Annotated in this window: 15 protein-coding genes; 13 read left to right on the forward strand and 2 right to left on the reverse strand. The window is 52.1% G+C overall.

Annotated elements, in window-relative coordinates:
* The first annotated feature begins 234 nt into the window (after positions 1-234).
* From nhaA to Q4491_RS03470, 4 genes are all read left to right on the forward strand, one after another.
* A complete protein-coding gene (nhaA, locus tag Q4491_RS03455) occupies positions 235-1,416 on the forward strand; it encodes a Na+/H+ antiporter NhaA (protein ID WP_303454643.1) in 1,182 nt (393 codons plus the stop codon).
* Between the two features lie 20 nt (positions 1,417-1,436).
* Positions 1,437-1,703, forward strand: coding sequence for a hypothetical protein (locus tag Q4491_RS03460; protein ID WP_237793824.1), 267 nt, complete (start codon positions 1,437-1,439; stop codon positions 1,701-1,703).
* Positions 1,704-1,814: 111 nt separating this feature from the next.
* Positions 1,815-2,702, forward strand: coding sequence for a transcriptional activator NhaR (gene nhaR, locus Q4491_RS03465; protein WP_192015568.1), 888 nt, complete (start codon positions 1,815-1,817; stop codon positions 2,700-2,702).
* A gap of 59 nt (positions 2,703-2,761) precedes the next feature.
* Positions 2,762-3,052, forward strand: a complete 291-nt coding sequence (locus tag Q4491_RS03470) for a helix-turn-helix transcriptional regulator (RefSeq protein ID WP_192015569.1) — start codon at positions 2,762-2,764, stop codon at positions 3,050-3,052.
* Between the two features lie 102 nt (positions 3,053-3,154).
* Here the strand turns inward: Q4491_RS03470 and rpsT are convergent, their stop codons facing one another.
* Positions 3,155-3,415: a 30S ribosomal protein S20 gene (gene rpsT / locus Q4491_RS03475; protein ID WP_027253088.1), complete on the reverse strand. Its 261-nt coding sequence runs from the start codon at positions 3,413-3,415 to the stop codon at positions 3,155-3,157.
* A gap of 209 nt (positions 3,416-3,624) precedes the next feature.
* Between rpsT and murJ the strand changes: the two genes are divergently transcribed.
* The 9 genes from murJ to carB all read left to right on the forward strand — a co-directional run bounded on the left by murJ (position 3,625) and on the right by carB (position 17,130).
* Positions 3,625-5,184, forward strand: coding sequence for a murein biosynthesis integral membrane protein MurJ (gene murJ / locus Q4491_RS03480; protein ID WP_303454652.1), 1,560 nt, complete (start codon positions 3,625-3,627; stop codon positions 5,182-5,184).
* A gap of 133 nt (positions 5,185-5,317) precedes the next feature.
* The gene (gene ribF / locus Q4491_RS03485; protein WP_303454655.1) at positions 5,318-6,292 is read left to right on the forward strand and encodes a bifunctional riboflavin kinase/FAD synthetase; all 975 of its coding nucleotides are present in this window, start codon (positions 5,318-5,320) and stop codon (positions 6,290-6,292) included.
* A complete protein-coding gene (ileS, locus tag Q4491_RS03490) occupies positions 6,289-9,120 on the forward strand; it encodes an isoleucine--tRNA ligase (protein ID WP_303454658.1) in 2,832 nt (943 codons plus the stop codon). Before ribF ends, ileS begins: the two co-directional genes overlap by 4 nt.
* Complete coding sequence (gene lspA / locus Q4491_RS03495; protein ID WP_218383385.1) at positions 9,120-9,635, forward strand: signal peptidase II; 516 nt, start codon at positions 9,120-9,122, stop codon at positions 9,633-9,635. The genes ileS and lspA overlap by 1 nt, the downstream gene beginning before the upstream one ends.
* A gap of 136 nt (positions 9,636-9,771) precedes the next feature.
* Complete coding sequence (gene fkpB, locus Q4491_RS03500; RefSeq protein ID WP_192015574.1) at positions 9,772-10,206, forward strand: FKBP-type peptidyl-prolyl cis-trans isomerase; 435 nt, start codon at positions 9,772-9,774, stop codon at positions 10,204-10,206.
* A 66-nt stretch (positions 10,207-10,272) separates the two neighbouring features.
* Positions 10,273-11,223: a 4-hydroxy-3-methylbut-2-enyl diphosphate reductase gene (gene ispH, locus Q4491_RS03505; protein WP_192015575.1), complete on the forward strand. Its 951-nt coding sequence runs from the start codon at positions 10,273-10,275 to the stop codon at positions 11,221-11,223.
* Between the two features lie 180 nt (positions 11,224-11,403).
* Positions 11,404-12,213: a 4-hydroxy-tetrahydrodipicolinate reductase gene (gene dapB / locus Q4491_RS03510; protein WP_303454663.1), complete on the forward strand. Its 810-nt coding sequence runs from the start codon at positions 11,404-11,406 to the stop codon at positions 12,211-12,213.
* A gap of 530 nt (positions 12,214-12,743) precedes the next feature.
* The gene (gene carA, locus Q4491_RS03515) at positions 12,744-13,883 is read left to right on the forward strand and encodes a glutamine-hydrolyzing carbamoyl-phosphate synthase small subunit (RefSeq protein ID WP_192015576.1); all 1,140 of its coding nucleotides are present in this window, start codon (positions 12,744-12,746) and stop codon (positions 13,881-13,883) included.
* Between the two features lie 16 nt (positions 13,884-13,899).
* A complete protein-coding gene (gene carB, locus Q4491_RS03520) occupies positions 13,900-17,130 on the forward strand; it encodes a carbamoyl-phosphate synthase large subunit (protein ID WP_237793826.1) in 3,231 nt (1,076 codons plus the stop codon).
* A gap of 99 nt (positions 17,131-17,229) precedes the next feature.
* Here carB and dacB read toward each other — a convergent pair whose 3' ends face one another.
* Complete coding sequence (dacB, locus tag Q4491_RS03525; RefSeq protein WP_303454667.1) at positions 17,230-18,642, reverse strand: serine-type D-Ala-D-Ala carboxypeptidase; 1,413 nt, start codon at positions 18,640-18,642, stop codon at positions 17,230-17,232.
* Positions 18,643-18,814 lie beyond the last annotated feature (172 nt).

The raw sequence follows: 18,814 nt of genomic DNA on the forward strand, positions 1-18,814 counted from the left end.
GGTTTTCAGTGTCATAGTGGTGGCAGCTTACTCTGGAAAGTGTGCTGTCACTGACCTGGGATGATAGTTAAATACTGCGGGTATTACGGTGTATTACTGTCAATGGTTCGGTTTTACCGAGTTGTTGGCTCTAAACAAACGATTTCACAGAGATGTCAGTAGGCGTCTACACTGTTTCAACCGCACATCAATAAAAAGTGTGATTTTACAGTGAGTAGTAAGGAGCTGCGGTCAATGACCGATGTAATTCTGAAATTCTTTAAATTAGAGTCTGCCGGCGGCATCTTGCTGATTGTTGCGGCGGCTCTGGCCATGATTATTGCCAACTCGCCTTTGCAGTCAGTGTATGAGGGCGCATTACATACTTATATTGCAGGCCTGTCGGTTGAGCATTGGATTAACGATGGTTTGATGGCGATTTTCTTCCTGGTGATTGGCCTGGAAGTGAAGCGTGAACTGATCGAAGGTGCACTGAATACTAAAGAGAAAGCGATTTTCCCTGCCATCGCCGCATTGGGTGGCATGGTCGCACCAGCTTTAGTGTATGTGCTTTTTAACTATGCCGATCCTGTGGCGATTGGTGGCTGGGCAATCCCAGCTGCGACAGATATCGCATTTGCGTTGGGTATTATGGCCCTCTTGGGTAATCGGGTACCGGTTAGCCTGAAAGTCTTTTTGCTGGCATTAGCAATTATTGATGACCTGGGTGTCATTGTTATCATCGCCTTGTTCTACAGCAGTGATTTGTCTGCCATTGCGCTGGCTGTGGCATTTGCAGCTACCGCCGTGCTCTTTATTATGCATGCCCGTAATGTTACTAACCTGGTCTGGTATATTCTGGTCGGGCTGGTGCTCTGGTTCAGCGTACTGCAGTCGGGCGTGCATGCCACGCTGGCGGGTGTCGTACTGGGCTTTGCTATCCCACTTCAGGGGCAGAATAAGCAGGACAAAGAAATCTCGCCGCTCAAGACACTGGAGCATGGATTACATCCGTATGTCGCGTATCTGATATTGCCGCTGTTCGCCTTTGCGAATGCGGGAATTTCGCTGGCAGGCGTATCGGCAGAAGGTCTGACCGCGATGCTGCCACTGGGGATTGCGCTGGGCCTGTTTGTTGGTAAGCCGCTGGGTATTTTTATCGCGAGCTATCTGGCAGTGAAAATGGGGATAGCGCGTTTACCTGAAGGTACTGGCTTTAGTCAGATATTTGCGGTGTCAGTGCTGTGCGGTATTGGTTTTACTATGTCGATATTTATTTCGATGCTGGCATTCAGCGGTGCTGATCTTGAGCTGATTACTTATTCCAAGCTGGGTATTCTGATCGGTTCGACCACCGCAGCTGTTGTCGGCTATATACTGCTGCACCGTTCGCTTCCGGCCGCGAAGGCCGTTAAGGACAGTCAGACATCATCGTGATCCGGGACAGGGAGGTGTTTATGAAAGCATTAATTGTACTGGTATTGGGCCTGAGTTCGGCCGGTGCCTCAGCGGCGGCGGCTGACTACAGTCACTGCCAGCAGCAGCTTGATAATGAGCTGTGCAAAGCCTATCTTACCGGCTTTGCGCAGGGGGTGAATCTGAACCAGGAACGGCAGGACGATACGCCTACCGGTTTTCTGGCCCGGGCGCTGGAGCAACGTGCGGGTGAGCGTTCCCGCCATTTGGTGTCAGCGGAAACAGTGACAGAGATACAGGCGCAATAATCTTTTTCCCGTCCCAAGACTCAGTGTCTTTTCGGATAAAAAACACATAGGATAACCCCAGGCTGACAAGGCCTGGGGTTTTTTATTTGTTGAGTATCGAGGCCTACGACAGTGTCGCACCTGAATTACAATCACCTGTATTATTTCTGGATGGTCTGCAAGCAAGGGTCAGTGACCAAAGCGGCCGATGCATTATTTCTTGCTCCGCAGACAGTGACGGGCCAGATAAGAGCGCTTGAGGAAAGGCTGAACGGAAAGCTGACAAAAAGGGTTGGCCGCAACATTGAGCCCACAGAGTTGGGACAGCTGGTCTTTAAGTACGCCGACAAAATGTTTGATCTCAGTTATGAATTACTGGATATCGTAAATTATACCCAGCGCGAGAATCAGTTGCTGGAAGTCGGGGTTGCGGATGCGCTGTCAAAACGCCTGGTCAGTAAGATTTTGATGGCGGGTATCCCGGAAGATGAGCGCATACATTTGCGCTGCTACGAGTCGACGCATGAAATGCTGCTAGAGCAATTGTCTCAGCATAAGCTGGATATGATTTTGTCTGATTGCCCGGTGGACTCCACACAGAGCCCTGGGTTGTTCAGTAAAAAACTGGGCGAGTCAGGGATGAGCTTTTTCTGTTCGGATGCAGATAAGTCACTCAGTTTTCCTGCCTGCCTTGAAGAGTACAAGCTGCTGGTACCGGGACGCCGTACGGCTATGGGACGTAAACTGCATCATTGGTTTGATCAGCAGGGGATCACGCCCAACATATTGGGTGAGTTTGATGATGCGGCGTTAATGAAAGCGTTCGGCGCGTTTCGAAAATCTATGTTTGTGGCACCTTCGATTTATGCCGAAGAGATCGAACAGTCGCATACCGTACGCGAAGTGAAGCGAGTAAGAGCGATTCGGGAGGAATATTACGTTATTTTTGCAGAACGTATGATCATGCACCCTGCGGTGAAGAAAATTTGCGAAGCCGACTTCAGAAAATTGTTCAAATGACCGCCTTTTTCAGTGATAGAAGTCAATAGATAAATCACTGAAGTTCAAGCGGTGGAAAGATGGAAACCATAAAGTTACATCACAGTGCTCCTCAGGCAGTGTCTTTGCTTAAGGCTATGGCTAATGAGCGGCGGCTGCTGATTTTATGCTACTTGCTGGAAGGAGAGTTGTCGGTTGGAACGATGAGTGACCGTCTGGAATTAAGCCAGTCGGCCTTGTCACAGCACCTTGCCTGGCTAAGGCGCGATGGCCTGGTGGCGACACGTAAAGAGTCGCAGACTGTGTTCTACAGGCTGAGAAGCCAGGAAGTGAAGTCGATGATTCAGCTGTTGCAGCAAATGTACTGCTAGGCACTTATTGCCAGCCTGGTACGAGACGTTAAAGTAAATAGCGGATATAAAAAAACCGGCCATAGCCGGTTTTTTTATTGCTGTAGCATCAATGCACTGAAATTACAGAGCGTTGATTTTTGCAGACAGGCGCGCTTTATGACGAGCAGCCTTGTTTTTGTGAACCAGGCCTTTAGTAGCCATACGGTCCATAACAGGTTGCATGTCAGCGAAGGCCTTAACGGCGGCTTCTTTATCGCCTGCTTCAATAGCAGCAACAACTTTTTTGAAGAAAGTGCGCATCATAGAACGACGGCTAGCGTTGTGCTGACGACGTTTTTCAGAAGTGATTGCACGTTTCTTAGCAGATTTGATATTTGCCAAGGGTGTAACTCCCAAATTCTTGGTATGGTGACAATTTAAGGCCGAGGAATATGCCTCTAAAACCGAACAATGTCAAATGATTTGTGCAAATAACAGCCGCGCCATTGAAATTGGCACTTGTGCATTAACACGGTTAATATGGCGGCAGATTCTACCAGCATTTGGCTCTGCAAGTCACCTTTCTGGGCCATCTTTTATGAGGTTTTTTTGTGAGTAAGCGTCTTTTGCGCTCCGGGCTGATTGTCAGCAGTATGACTTTAGTATCTCGCGTCATGGGTTTAGTGCGAGATGTAGTGGTAGCAAACCTGATGGGAGCCGGTGCGGCTGCCGATGTTTTTTTCTTCGCCAATAAGATCCCAAACTTTCTTCGCCGCCTGTTTGCGGAAGGGGCTTTCTCTCAGGCTTTCGTTCCCGTGCTGACCGAAGCTCATGCGGCGGGTGATAAAGATAAGACCCGTGAGCTTATCGCCCGGGTGTCCGGTACGCTGGGGGGCATAGTTACCCTGGTCACCCTTTTGGGCGTATTGGGCTCCGGGGTGATTACAGCCCTGTTTGGAGCCGGTTGGTTTATTGAGTGGCTCAATGACGGGCCGGCAGCGCCGAAGTTTGAGCTGGCAAGCTTGTTGCTGAAAATCACTTTTCCTTACCTGTGGTTTATCACTCTGGTCGCTTTGTCGGGGGCCGTCCTCAATACCTTGGGGAAATTTGCCGTTTCTTCGTTTACCCCGGTATTTCTCAATATCTCCATCATTTTGTGTGCCTGGTGGGTATCACCGAATCTGGAACAGCCTGAAATCGGCCTGGCTCTGGGCGTTTTTCTGGGCGGTTTAGTACAGTTTCTGTTTCAGTTACCCTTTCTTTACCGGGAAGGGGTGTTGGTACGTCCACGCTGGGGATGGCGCGATCCCGGCGTGGTGAAAATCCGCACTCTGATGATTCCGGCCTTGTTCGGCGTGTCAGTGAGCCAGATTAACCTGTTGTTTGATACCTTCATCGCCAGCTTTCTGATGACGGGCTCTATCAGCTGGCTGTATTACTCAGACCGACTGCTTGAATTTCCTTTGGGTCTGTTTGGGATTGCCATTGCGACCGTGATCCTGCCGGCCTTGTCGCGCAAGCATGTGGATCAGAACCGGGAGCATTTTGCCCACACCATGGACTGGGGGGTTAGAATGGTACTTCTGCTCGGTTTGCCTGCTATGCTGGGGCTAATGGTGTTGGCTAAGCCTATGCTGATGGTGCTTTTCATGCGGGGGGAGTTTACGCCCAATGATGTCGAGCAGGCGGGCATGTCGCTGCTGGCTTATGCATCTGGCCTGCTGAATTTTATGCTAATCAAGGTGCTAGCGCCTGGTTACTATGCAAGACAAGACACCCGTACCCCGGTGCGCTATGGTGTTATTGCTATGGTCACCAACATGGTATTCAATGCTATTTTTGCCTATTTCCTAGGTTATGTTGGTCTGGCGCTGGCAACGGCCTTATCAGCACTGGTTAACGCCGCACTTTTGTACCGCGGCTTGCACCGCGCCGGGGTGTACCGTATTTCACGTACTACGTTTGGATTTGTGGTCCGTCTGGTTATTGCCGGTGTGGCTATGGTGGGCGTGCTGTTATGGTTGTCGCCGGATATGGCGCACTGGCTGTCATTGGGTCTGGTTCAGCGTGTGTACTGGCTGACTGGCCTGATAGGGATTGGTGCCGTGACTTACCTGTTATCACTGACGGTGACAGGCGTCCGTTTGCACCACCTGCGTAGCGAAAGCTAAGGTGCGCGATACGGATTATGGCTGGCACGGAATTGCGGCAAAAAAGTACATCTTACGGCGCGCATGGTTTTAACCCTGTTGCGCTCTGGTATATAATCCGTCAGTTTTTGACTTTGGTAATGATTAGCTGCAGATGGAATTGATCCGAGGAATTCATAATATCCGGCCCGGTCACCACGGCTGTGTTCTGACAATTGGCAACTTTGATGGGGTCCATCAGGGCCATCTGGCCGTGCTGCGTCAGGTACTGGAGCAAGCCCGACGATTAGGGGTTCCTTCGACTGTGATGAGTTTCGAGCCTCAGCCTATGGAGCTCTTTGCCAAAGACAAGGCGCCGGCAAGGCTGACTCGCTTTCGCGACAAGTATCAGCAGCTCAGACATGCAGGCATAGCTCGCCTGTTGTGTGTCAATTTCAACGCCCACTTTGCCGATATGGCGCCGGAAGATTTCGTCCGTCGCTTGTTGGTGGAACAATTGGGTGTTAAGTTTCTGGTTGTTGGTGACGACTTTCGCTTCGGTAAAGGCCGCAGCGGCGATTTTACCATGCTGGAAGCTGCCGGACGTGAATTCGGCTTTGAGGTTGTCAGTACCCAGAGTTACTGTGTGGATACTCAGCGAGTGAGCAGTACGGCAATCCGCGAAGCTCTGGCCAGTGATGATCTGGCCTCAGCGGAAGCCATGCTGGGCCGCCCGTACAGTATTACCGGCCGGGTGTCACATGGCCAGAAGCTGGGCCGGACCATAGGCTTCCCCACGGCCAATGTGCCGTTGAAGCGCCGGGTTTCACCGGTTTCCGGTGTGTATGCCGTTGAAGTGCTGGGGGTGGCGCAACAGCCATTGCCCGGGGTGGCGAATATCGGCCGCCGGCCGACAGTGAACGGCGAGCGTCAGCAACTGGAAGTCCATTTATTTGATTATCAGTCTGATATTTATGGTTGTCAGATTGAAGTGGTGCTACACCACAAACTACGAGATGAAATTAAATTCGCCTCCTTTGATGCGCTGAAAGCGCAAATCGAGCGTGATGCCCAGACTGCGCGGGTGTGGCTGTCTGAGCATCGTCAACATGTCCAACTTCGCCCAAGTAACGGAATTGAGAATCAATGAGCGACTATAAAGATACCCTGAACCTGCCTGAAACAGGGTTTCCGATGCGAGGCAACCTGGCGCAACGCGAGCCTGCAATGCTTAAGCGTTGGTATGACGAGGATCTCTACGGTGAAATCCGTAAAGCCAAGAAAGGTAAAAAATCTTTCGTACTGCATGACGGCCCTCCATATGCCAATGGTGATATTCATATTGGTCACGCACTGAACAAGATTCTCAAAGACATTATTATCAAGTCAAAGTCGATGTCCGGCTTTGACGCGCCTTACGTGCCAGGCTGGGATTGCCACGGTTTGCCGATCGAGTTAATGGTAGAGAAAAAAGTCGGTAAACCCGGCCATAAAGTCTCTGCCGCCGAGTTCCGCGAAAAATGCCGTGCGTATGCAGCCGGTCAGGTTGAAGGCCAGAAAGAAAGTTTTGTTCGCCTCGGGGTACTGGGTGAGTGGGACAAGCCTTACCGCACTATGGACTTCGCTACCGAAGCCAACATCATTCGTGCCTTGGGCAAAATTGCAGATAACGGCCACCTGCTGAAAGGTTTCAAACCTGTTCACTGGTGTACCGACTGTGGTTCAGCGCTGGCTGAAGCCGAAGTGGAATACAAAAACAAGGTCTCGCCGTCTATTGACGTGAAATTCAAAGCCGTTGATGAAGCTGAGGTGTTAAGCAAGTTTAATCTGGCCAGTGATCACCAGGGGCAGGGTGATGTGTCCATTGTGATCTGGACCACTACGCCTTGGACACTGCCGGCCAACCGTGCGGTAGCCGTCCGTGACGATCTGGAATATGTCCTGATCCAGGTGGAAGGCGAGCAGCCTCAACGTCTGATTGTGGCCGCTGAACTGGCAAAAGATGTGATGGATCGTGCCGGTATCGAGCATTTCCACAATCTGGGCTTCTGTAAGGGCATAGAGCTGGATCTGCTGCGCTTTAACCACCCGTTCTACAGCTTTGATGTGCCTGTGATTCTGGGTGATCACGTGACCACCGAATCCGGTACGGGCTGCGTGCACACAGCGCCTGGCCACGGCCAAGAAGACTTTGTTGTCGGTCAGAAGTACGGCCTGGAAGTGGCAAACCCGGTCGGCAGTAACGGCGTATACCTGCCGGATACCGAACTGTTTGCCGGTCAGCACGTATTCAAAGCCAACGACGCAGTTGTCGAGAAGCTGAAAGAACACGGTGCCTTGCTGCATCATCACTCTTATGAGCACAGCTATCCGCATTGCTGGCGTCACAAGACCCCAATCATCTTCCGTGCCACCCCGCAGTGGTTTATTTCCATGGATCAGAACGGTCTGCGTGCAAAAGCACTGGAAGAAATCAAAGGCGTTCAGTGGATGCCTGAGTGGGGCCAGAGCCGTATCGAGAGCATGGTTGAAGGTCGCCCTGAGTGGTGTATCTCGCGTCAGCGTACCTGGGGCGTACCAATTGCACTTTTCGTCCATAAAGAAACGCAGGAACTGCATCCGGACAGTCTGGCGCTGATTGAAAAAGTGGCCCAGCTGGTGGAAGAAAAAGGCATCCAGGCGTGGTGGGATCTCAACCCTGCCGAGATCATGGGTGAAGTCGATGCTGAGCAATACGAAAAAGTGTTGGACACCCTGGATGTCTGGTTCGACTCCGGTGCCACCCACTATGCCGTGGTTGATAATCGTGAAGAATTCAATGGCAGTTCGGCCGATCTTTACCTGGAAGGTTCTGATCAGCATCGTGGCTGGTTCCAGTCTTCGCTGATTTCATCTGTGGCGATGAAAAACAAGGCCCCTTATCGTCAGGTTCTGACCCACGGTTTCGTGGTTGATGGTCAGGGTCGTAAGATGTCGAAATCTATCGGTAACGTGGTTGCGCCAAAAGATGTTACCAATAAGCTGGGCGCTGATATCCTGCGTCTGTGGGTCGCATCGACTGACTACACCGGCGAAGTGGCGGTGTCAGATGAAATCCTCAAGCGCAGTGCCGATGCTTACCGTCGTATCCGTAATACAGCGCGTTTCCTGCTGGCCAACCTGAGTGGCTTCAACCCGGCCACCGACTGCGTGCCAGCGGAAGAGATGGTAGCGTTGGATCGCTGGGCAGTCGCGCAAGCGAAAGCGGCACAGGATGAAATCATCCAAGCTTACGATGAATACAATCTGCACACAGTGACCCAACGCCTGATGCACTTTTGTTCGATCGAAATGGGCTCTTTCTATCTCGATGTGATCAAAGATCGCCAGTACACCGCCAAGCGTGGTGGTCATGCTCAGCGCAGCTGCCAGACCGCTTTGTACTATATTGTCGAAGCTCTGGTTCGCTGGATGGCGCCTATCATGTCTTTCACCGCCGATGAGATCTGGAATGAGATGCCGGGTGAGCGTGATACCTTTGTCTTCACCGGCGAGTGGTTTGAAGGCCTGTTTGAGCTGTCTGAAAATGATGCTTTCAGCAACGAATTCTGGACTGAGATCCAGGCGGTTCGCGGCGCTGTGAACAAACTGCTGGAAGAAGCGCGTAACGAAAAACGCCTTGGCGGTGCGCTGCAGGCAGAGGTGACGCTGTTTGCCGAACCTGAGCTGGCGGACAAGCTGAACAGTCTGGAAAATGAGCTGCGCTTTGTACTGTTGACTTCTAAAGCCCAGGTGGCGTTGACTGACAGCAAGCCGGCAGAGGCGAAACCGACTGACGTGGCTGGCCTGTCGGTGCTGGTGACAGCATCGGACGCGGCTAAGTGTGATCGCTGCTGGCACCATGTGGCCGATGTCGGCACCATTGCCGGGCATGAAGAAATTTGTGGCCGCTGTGTGACCAACATTGATGGTCAGGGTGAAGAGCGCAAGTTTGCCTGATGAGTAATTTACCTGCTTTGAAGCAATCCGGAATCCGCTGGCTGTGGCTGGCGGTTCTGGTCTTTGCCATCGATATCGGTACTAAGCTGCTGGTGATGGACAGCATGGGTTACGGCTGGCCTAACCGCATTGAAGTCTTGCCCTTCTTTAATCTGCTGTATGTGCATAACTACGGCGCGGCTTTCAGTTTTCTCAGTGATGCCAGCGGCTGGCAGCGCTGGTTGTTTACCGCTATTGCCTTAGGGGTGACTGCGTTACTCATGGTCTGGATGCGCCGCACTCCAGCCAGCCATACTATGGTCAACTCTGCCTATGCGCTGATCATAGGTGGCGCACTCGGTAACCTGTTTGATCGCCTGTACCATGGCTTTGTAGTGGATTTTCTCGATTTCTATATCGGGCAGCACCACTGGCCGGCGTTTAATATTGCCGACTCGGCAATCTGCGTTGGCGCGGGTCTTATCATTCTGGAAGGGTTTCTGGCCGGAAAGACCAAGACCAAAGCAAGCCAGTAAGGCGTTCAGGCTCACGGACCAGGCGCTGCTCGTTGCGATGGGCGGCGCTTTATTGTAAAAAGCGATGGATTTATCCGGTAAGCATGATAATTAAGGCCTGCCGTATCACTCAGTAATTCGTAATCAGGATGTATGTATGTCGGTTATCACGCACAACAGTGAAGTTTTAATGCACTTTTCCATCAAGCTGGAAGACGGCTCTGTCGCTGAGTCTACTCAGTCTATGGGGAAACCGGCTAAGTTTCGTATGGGCGATGGCAGCCTGACTGACAACTTTGAACGTTGCCTGCTTGGCCTGGCGCAGGGCGAGAAAAACCAGTTTGTGCTTGAGCCGGAAGATGCATTCGGTATGCCGAACCCTGACAATATCCATCATGTTGATTTAACCCGCTTTGGCTCTGACGCTCCGGCAGAAGTCGGCGCTATCATTGCATTCAGCGGCCCGGACGGGCAGGATATCCCTGGTGTGATTACCGCTGTGGTCGGTGATTCTGTCACTGTTGATTTCAATCACCCGCTGGCCGGCCAGCGGGTGACCTTTGATGTTGAAGTGGTCGGCATCGAAGGGTAAACCCATATCCGCTCCTGGTCATCTTGAGATCAGGAGTGGAAGGATGAAGGTAAAGAGTCCTCAGATATGAAAATCGTACTTGCTAACCCTCGTGGTTTCTGTGCCGGTGTTGATCGGGCAATCAGTATCGTTGAGCGTGCGCTGGAGCTGTATCAGCCGCCTATTTACGTGCGCCATGAGGTGGTTCACAACCGGTTTGTGGTTGAAGGACTGAAACAGCGTGGGGCCGTCTTTGTCGAAGAGCTGAGCGAAGTGCCGGATGATAATATTGTTATTTTTTCTGCTCACGGAGTGTCTCAGGCCGTTCGTAATGAAGCTAAAGCACGTAAGTTAACCGTGTTTGATGCGACATGCCCTCTGGTCACCAAAGTCCATATGGAAGTGGCCCGCGCCAGTCGCCGTGATATGGAAGTGGTGTTGATCGGCCACGCCGGTCACCCTGAAGTCGAAGGGACTATGGGCCAGTACGCCAGCGATACGGGCGGTATGTACCTGGTTGAAACCCCGGTCGATGTTGACAAGCTGAAAACTGTGGTGAGAGATCCGGGTAACCTGCATTATGTTAGTCAGACGACTTTGTCGGTGGACGAAACCGCAGAGGTCATTGATCGCTTGCGACAGGTCTTCCCGGAGATTCAGGGACCGCGCAAAGATGACATCTGTTATGCAACCCAGAATCGCCAGGATGCCGTGCGTGAAATGGCCGCCAGCGTCGATGTGATGATAGTGGTGGGGTCAAAGAACTCCTCAAACTCCAATCGCCTGCGTGAATTAGCAGAAAAGCTGGGTACCCCAAGCTACCTGACGGACTGCGCCGAAGATGTTGATGCCAACTGGCTGACCGGCAAAACGAGTGTGGGCGTGACTGCGGGCGCCTCTGCGCCGGAAGCGCTGGTCAACCAGATTATCGCGCGAATTCAGGCTCTGGCCGGTGGCGAAGTGGAAGAGCTGAGCGGCCGCGAAGAAAATATGTTTTTTGAAGTGCCGCGCGAATTGCAGGTCAAAAATGTAGGCTGAGCAGCCCGTCGCAGGATTATTTATGGAACCCCGGTCATACCGGGGTTTTTTTTCACCGTTATACAGGCTAGATTAATGGGCTGTTTATCTTTCATGGTCTTGGCGTGGTGTTGGCCGGTAAACCTGGCCCTGAAAGATAAACAGACCTTCATCTGCTGAATGTTTTAAGGAGAAACAGCTATGGTCAGAATCGCGATTGCCGGTGCGGCAGGGCGAATGGGACGCCAGTTACTGAAAGCGACAGCACAGTCTGAGCAGGCTCAGGTGGGGGCGGCGACTGAGCGTCCTCAGAGCAGCTTGATCGGCGTTGATGCCGGTGAGCTGGCGGGTATTGGCAAGCTGGAAGTGGCTGTGGTCGATGATATTGAAAAAGCGATCAATGATTTTGATGTGCTGATTGATTTCACTGCGCCAGTTGCAACACTGGCGAATCTGGCGCTGTGCCAGCGCCATAATAAGAAAATTGTCATTGGGACAACCGGTTTTAGCGAAGAAGAAAAAGCCCTGATCGATGCAGCCGCCAGCCAGATAGCCGTTGTGATGGCCCCCAACTACAGTGTCGGCGTCAACCTGACGTTCAAGCTACTGGAGAAAGCGGCCAAGATCATGGGGGATTACTGTGATATCGAAATCATAGAAGCCCACCACAGACACAAAGTCGACGCGCCTTCCGGCACGGCGCTGGGCATGGGCGAGGCGATTGCCGGCGCAATGGGGAAAAAACTGAGCGATGTTGCTGTCTATGCCCGTGAAGGGATTACCGGTGAGCGCAGCCGTGATGAGATCGGCTTCGCGACGATTCGCGCCGGCGACATTATCGGCGAGCACACGGCTATGTTTGCTGATATTGGCGAGCGGGTCGAAATCACTCACAAAGCGACAGATCGTATGACATTTGCCAACGGTGCAGTCCGCGCGGCGGCTTGGCTGGATAAGCAACCGGCGGGTTTTTATACCATGCAGGATGTGCTTGGCCTGAACGATCTGTAAATCACTTCTGTCACACTGCAGCCGGTTCCGGCTGCAGTGTTCTGCTCAGTTCTCTGTTTTTAGTCTCCTTCATTTTGCATAAATCATCAAACTGAGCGAGAAAGCATTCTTGTTGTGCTCTTCACTGTAAATTCAAGGGTTTGCTTGCTTTTTTGTGTGCCTGTTGCGCCTTAGTCCTTCCCGTGCGGTAAAAGTAGGTGTTATCTTGCCTGATTTCTGTGGTTTATCCGTTAGATAATTTATAGTGAGCGTTTGGCTGGCTTGGCAAACGGTTGCCTGAACATGCAGCCCGGAAGGCCGATGGAAAAAGGCAGGAAAAGATATGCTTTCTCTGGTTTGACGGCTTAAGCGGCCGGAGTGGTCGATATTTAAAATTTAATTTCCCCCTGTTGTTGACAGTTTGGGCATGGATCACTAGAATGCGCGCAATTTGTCAAAATTCGGCTTGACTGGGGTTTTGACTTTCTATGGAATGGGTAAATGCAATTTTATCTGTTTTATTTGCGTTTTTATGAAGATTGGAGGTTGTCTTGAACAAATCGGCGCTGTTAGTCCTTGAAGACGGGACTGTGTTCCACGGCGTATCCATCGGTGCAGATGGTTCGGCCGTTGGTGAAGTTGTTTTCAATACCTCGATGACGGGGTACCAGGAAATTCTCACTGACCCCTCTTACTCTCAACAGATTGTCACTCTTACTTATCCCCACATTGGCAATACCGGAACCAATTCCGAAGACGAAGAATCTACTGCAATCCACGCGCAAGGCCTGGTAATTCGCGACCTCCCTCTTATTGCTTCAAACTTCCGCTCCCAGCAGACACTGTCTGATTATCTGAAATCTCAAAACATTGTTGGTATCGCTGACATCGACACCCGTAAACTGACCCGTCTGCTGCGTGAGAAAGGTGCGCAGAATGGTTGCATCATGGCGGGCGACAATCTCGATGCGGCGCTGGCTCTGGAAAAAGCCAAAGCTTTTCCTGGCCTGAAAGGGATGGATCTGGCGAAGGTCGTGTCGACTAAAGAAAGCTACAGCTGGGCACAGGGTTCCTGGACGCTGGAAGGCGGGCTGCCGGAAGCTAAAGAGGCCGGTGAGTTACCTTACCACGTAGTGGCTTATGACTTCGGTGCCAAGCGTAATATCCTGCGCATGCTGGTTGACCGTGGTTGCCGCCTGACGGTCGTTCCGGCAGAAACCTCAGCAGAAGAAGTGCTGGCGATGAATCCGGATGGTGTTTTCCTGTCGAATGGCCCGGGCGACCCGGAGCCTTGCACTTACGCGATTGAAGCGACGAAAACATTTCTGGACAAAGGCCTGCCTGTGTTTGGCATCTGCCTTGGGCACCAGATCCTGGCGCTGGCAAGCGGTGCCAAGACGGTGAAAATGAAATTTGGTCACCATGGTGCCAACCACCCGGTCAAAGATCTGGACCGTAATGTTGTAATGATCACCAGCCAGAACCACGGTTTTGCGGCTGATGAAGACACACTGCCAGATAACCTGCGTGCCACCCACAAGTCGCTGTTCGATGGCTCCCTGCAGGGCATCCACCGTACCGACAAACCGGCTTTCAGCTTCCAGGGTCACCCTGAAGCCAGCCCGGGTCCGCACGATGCGGCACCACTTTTTGACCACTTTATCGACCTGATTAAACAGCACAGCGCCTAAGCCGGAGTAGTAAACGATGCCAAAACGTACTGACATACAAAGTGTTCTGATTCTGGGTGCCGGTCCTATCGTGATTGGCCAGGCGTGTGAGTTCGACTATTCAGGTGCTCAAGCGTGTAAAGCGCTGCGTGAGGAAGGTTACCGCGTTATCCTGGTGAACTCGAACCCGGCCACTATCATGACCGATCCGGAAATGGCGGATGCGACATATATTGAGCCTATCCACTGGGAAGTTGTACGCAAGATCATTGAAAAAGAGCGTCCAGATGCGGTCCTGCCGACTATGGGCGGCCAGACTGCACTGAACTGTGCGCTGGATCTGGAGCGTCATGGCGTACTGGCCGAATTCGGCGTAGAAATGATTGGTGCAACGGCTGATGCGATCGACAAAGCCGAAGACCGTTCACGCTTTGATAAAGCCATGAAGTCGATTGGTCTGGAGTGTCCGCGCGCCGATACCGCGAAAACCATGGAAGAAGCCTACAAAGTCCTCGATATGGTCGGCTTCCCCTGTATCATCCGTCCGTCTTTCACCATGGGTGGTACAGGCGGTGGTATCGCCTATAACAAAGAAGAATTTGAAGAAATTTGTCGCCGTGGTCTGGATTTATCACCGACCAATGAACTGCTGATTGACGAGTCCCTGATTGGCTGGAAAGAGTACGAGATGGAAGTGGTTCGTGATAAGAACGACAACTGCATCATCGTCTGCGCCATTGAAAACTTCGATCCAATGGGTATTCACACCGGTGACTCCATCACAGTTGCGCCTGCCCAGACGCTGACGGATAAAGAATACCAGCTGATGCGTAATGCGTCGCTGGCGGTACTGCGCGAAATCGGCGTGGAAACCGGTGGCTCAAACGTCCAGTTCGGTATTAATCCGAAAGATGGCCGTATGGTTATCATTGAGATGAACCCGCGTGTTTCCCGCTCGTCAGCCCTGGCTTCGAAAGCGACCGGCTTCCCGATTGCCAAAGTGGCCGCCAAGCTGGCGATAGGTTTCACGCTGGATGAGCTGATGAACGACATCACGGGTGGCGCAACACCGGCCTCGTTCGAACCAACCATAGACTACGTTGTTACTAAGATCCCACGCTTCAACTTTGAAAAGTTCGCAGGTGCCAACGATCGTCTGACGACTCAGATGAAATCTGTTGGTGAAGTGATGGCCATCGGCCGTAACCAGCAGGAATCACTGCAAAAAGCACTGCGTGGCCTGGAAGTGGGCGCCAACGGCTTTGATGAAATGGTGGATCTGGACGATCCTGAAGCGCTGACTAAAATTCGCCACGAGCTGAAAGAAGCCGGTGCTGAGCGTATCTGGTATATCGCTGATGCCTTCCGTGCCGGGCTGTCTGTGGATGGCGTCTTTAACCTGACCAATGTCGACCGCTGGTTCCTGGTACAGATCGAAGAGATCGTCCAAATGGAAGCCAAGGTCAAAGAAGATGGTTTTGCGGGTCTGACCGGCGATTTCCTGCGTAAACTGAAGCGCAAAGGCTTCTCGGATGCCCGACTGGCTAAACTGCTGGGTGTGGCTGAGCTGGAAATTCGCAAAGAACGTGACCGTCACGATATTCACCCTGTTTATAAGCGTGTGGATACCTGTGCGGCTGAGTTCTCTTCAGACACAGCTTACATGTACTCGTCTTATGACGAAGAGTGTGAAGCCAACCCGACTGATCGTGACAAGATTATGGTGCTGGGTGGTGGTCCAAACCGTATCGGGCAGGGTATCGAATTCGATTACTGCTGCGTACACGCATCGCTGGCCCTGCGCGAAGACGGTTACGAAACCATCATGGTGAACTGTAACCCTGAGACAGTTTCCACTGATTACGACACCTCGGATCGTCTGTATTTTGAGCCGGTTACGCTGGAAGATGTACTGGCTATCGTGCGTGTCGAGAAGCCTAAAGGTGTCATCGTTCAGTACGGTGGCCAAACGCCGCTCAAACTGGCGCGTGCACTGGAAGCGGCAGGTGTGCCAATTATTGGTACCAGCCCTGATGCGATTGACCGCGCCGAAGACCGTGAACGTTTCCAGGCCGCTGTTGAGCGTCTGGGCCTGAAGCAGCCGGAAAATGCGACAGTAACAGCGATGGAACAGGCTATTGAGAAATCGAAAGATATCGGTTTCCCGTTGGTGGTGCGTCCTTCGTATGTACTGGGCGGTCGTGCGATGGAAATCGTGTACGACGAAAATGACTTGCGCCGTTATTTCAACGAAGCGGTCAGCGTCTCGAACGAATCGCCTGTGCTGCTGGATCGCTTCCTGGATGATGCCACGGAAGTGGATGTGGATGCCATCTGTGACGGCGAGCGTGTGGTGATCGGCGGTATCATGGAGCATATCGAGCAAGCGGGTGTTCACTCAGGTGATTCAGCCTGCTCGCTGCCTGCATATACCCTGAGCCAGGAAATTCAGGATGAAATGCGTCGTCAGGTTGAGAAGCTGGCCTTTGAGTTGGGTGTTCGCGGCCTGATGAATACCCAGTTTGCAGTTAAAGACAACGAAGTGTACCTGATTGAAGTTAACCCTCGTGCCGCACGGACTGTACCTTTTGTCTCCAAAGCAACGGGTGCACCACTGGCGAAAATTGCCGCGCGTGTGATGGCCGGTCAGACACTGGAACAACAAGGTTTCACTAAGGAAATCATTCCTCCTTACTACTCAGTGAAGGAAGTGGTGCTGCCTTTCAACAAGTTCCCGGGTGTCGACCCGCTGCTTGGTCCGGAAATGCGCTCGACCGGCGAAGTGATGGGTGTGGGTGATACGTTCGCAGAAGCTTTCGCCAAGGCTGAACTGGGCTGTGGCAAAGAGCACAGCCGTGAAAATGCCGGCCGCGCACTGCTGTCTGTCCGTAATAATGACAAACGCCGTGTGGTCGACCTGGCTGCTAAGCTGGTGAAGCTGGGTTACGAGCTGGATGCGACCCACGGTACTGCGGTGATTCTGGGCGAAGCGGGGATTAATCCACGCCTGGTGAACAAGGTGCATGAAGGCCGTCCTCATATTCTTGACCGTATCAAGAACAACGAGTACAGCTATATCATCAACACCGCAGAAGGCCGTCAGGCGATTGAAGATTCTAAAGTGTTGCGCCGCGGTGCGTTGCTGGAGAAGGTGAATTACACCACTACCCTGAATGCTGCGTTTGCCACTTGTATGGCACTGACTGCGGATGACCGTAATAAGGTGACCTCAGTGCAAGAGCTTCACGCAAGACTGATCAAGGCTTAACAGCGCCCTGACAAAGCAATAAGAAGCCCGTCGTTGTGAAACGACGGGCTTTTTTTGTGCCATTCTGAATGGCAGCTCGCGGCTCAAGCTTGTATCTGGTTAAAACGATTCATACAGATCTGTATATAGCTGACGTTCGAATCTGAAAATTTCCGGCATGACAGCCGGGGCATCTTCTGTTTTTTCTGGTGGCAGATAGTTAGTGACAAACTGAACAAATAATAAAGGTTTGCCGGATTTGGCTGTCATCACGCCGGCTAAATTGAAAGTGCCGTAGAGAGAACCCGATTTAGCGGCCAGTCGACTTTTCAGCGGCTCATGCCGGATACTCTGGCGGTAACGCAGGGTGCCCGATTCGCCAGACACGGGCAAATCAGCAAGTAAGTTCAGGCTGTCATTATGCTGGTAGATGTAAGTCATTACTTTCATCATATCACTGGCCATGATGCGGTTGTCCCGTGATAAGCCAGAACCGTCGGCCAGCACCGCCCGGCTCAGATCGATACCGGTATGCTCAGCTATGATCTGCTTGATTGCTTCAGTGCCATTGTGAAAACTGCCTGGTTGATCATAGAAGCGCTGCCCCAGGGTTTTGGCAAGGTTATCAGCAATCAGGTTGTCAGAATCTTCCAGCATAATTTTCAGCAATGCCGGTAAGGGTGCAGAGCTGTGACTGGTGATCTGCTGGCCTGTTTGAGTATCATCGCGCAGGATTTCGCCATCAAAAGCTATACCTCTTCTGTCGAGCTCTTGCAATAGCACATCGCGGACATAGGCCTCGGTATCCACGACCGCAAAATTCAGCGGCAAGGGCTTGTCCCGCTGCGGCAGGCAGCCGTTGAGCTGGTAATGGTTGCCGGGCTGGGTTTGCAGCTCCAAAGAACAGAAGGTGGATTTTTGCTGCGCTTTGCTGACGACTTTGGCAAAGCTGGTGGCACTGACTGGCTGATGGGCAGGGATATGAAGCCGGGTCGGCTGGCCCAGTGGCCGGTCACTGTATAAGGCCGCCTGAACACAGTTGTGTTCCAGAGTGATACTGCTGGCTGGGGCACTGTAACAGACGCCAAGGCTATCCCAGGGCCAGCCGGATGCTTGCTCGTAGCCGGTAAACTGGCTGCCGTTGAGGTAGATATTCCCTTTGATGCGATGTACACCTTTTTGCTTCAAAGCGTGCAGCATAGCAGCAAGATCTCCACGCGATAGCGTTGGATCGCCACTGAAGCGGATAATATAGTGCTCTTTGTTCTGCTCTAGCCGAGTAGTAAAACGAAAGTTTTGATCCAGGTACAGTCTGGCAGCTAAGGCCGTCAGCAGTTTCTGAGTGCTGGCGGGAGCCTGCAATTGTTCAGCACGCTGGCTGAAAATGGCGTTGCCCGTTTCCGGGTCAGTAATAATGAGAGCCAGATCATGCCCTGAGGGGAGTGATGTCATCGCCACATCAGGAGAAAATTCGGCAAATACCGAATGGGATAACACGAGTGCAGCGAGAAATAAGCCAACTTTCTTTTTCATAATGGTGAAGAGCCGTTGTAAACCTAACTGGCAATCATAGGGGGTAAGAGAGCAGAGTGGCAATGAAAGTTCGTTAATATCCTGTAAGATATATTTTCCTATTCCGAATACCATCGTGCTTGTGCAGCAGGGAGCTCAGGCAAAAGCAGCTTCTGGCGGCCGCACTGCGAAA

The sequence above is a fragment of the Photobacterium sp. 2_MG-2023 genome (assembly GCF_030547675.1).
In the GTDB taxonomy this organism is placed as follows: Bacteria; Pseudomonadota; Gammaproteobacteria; order Enterobacterales; family Vibrionaceae; genus Photobacterium; species Photobacterium arenosum.

Coding starts and splice junctions, on each gene's coding strand:
- Q4491_RS03460 (WP_237793824.1), top strand. CDS start 1,437: ATGAAAGCATTAATTGTACTGGTATTGGGCCTGAGTTCGGCCGGTGCC.
- carB (WP_237793826.1), top strand. CDS start 13,900: ATGCCAAAACGTACTGACATACAAAGTGTTCTGATTCTGGGTGCCGGT.
- dacB (WP_303454667.1), bottom strand. CDS start 18,642: ATGAAAAAGAAAGTTGGCTTATTTCTCGCTGCACTCGTGTTATCCCAT.
- fkpB (WP_192015574.1), top strand. CDS start 9,772: ATGTCGGTTATCACGCACAACAGTGAAGTTTTAATGCACTTTTCCATC.
- dapB (WP_303454663.1), top strand. CDS start 11,404: ATGGTCAGAATCGCGATTGCCGGTGCGGCAGGGCGAATGGGACGCCAG.
- Q4491_RS03470 (WP_192015569.1), top strand. CDS start 2,762: ATGGAAACCATAAAGTTACATCACAGTGCTCCTCAGGCAGTGTCTTTG.
- lspA (WP_218383385.1), top strand. CDS start 9,120: ATGAGTAATTTACCTGCTTTGAAGCAATCCGGAATCCGCTGGCTGTGG.
- ribF (WP_303454655.1), top strand. CDS start 5,318: ATGGAATTGATCCGAGGAATTCATAATATCCGGCCCGGTCACCACGGC.
- ileS (WP_303454658.1), top strand. CDS start 6,289: ATGAGCGACTATAAAGATACCCTGAACCTGCCTGAAACAGGGTTTCCG.
- nhaA (WP_303454643.1), top strand. CDS start 235: ATGACCGATGTAATTCTGAAATTCTTTAAATTAGAGTCTGCCGGCGGC.
- ispH (WP_192015575.1), top strand. CDS start 10,273: ATGAAAATCGTACTTGCTAACCCTCGTGGTTTCTGTGCCGGTGTTGAT.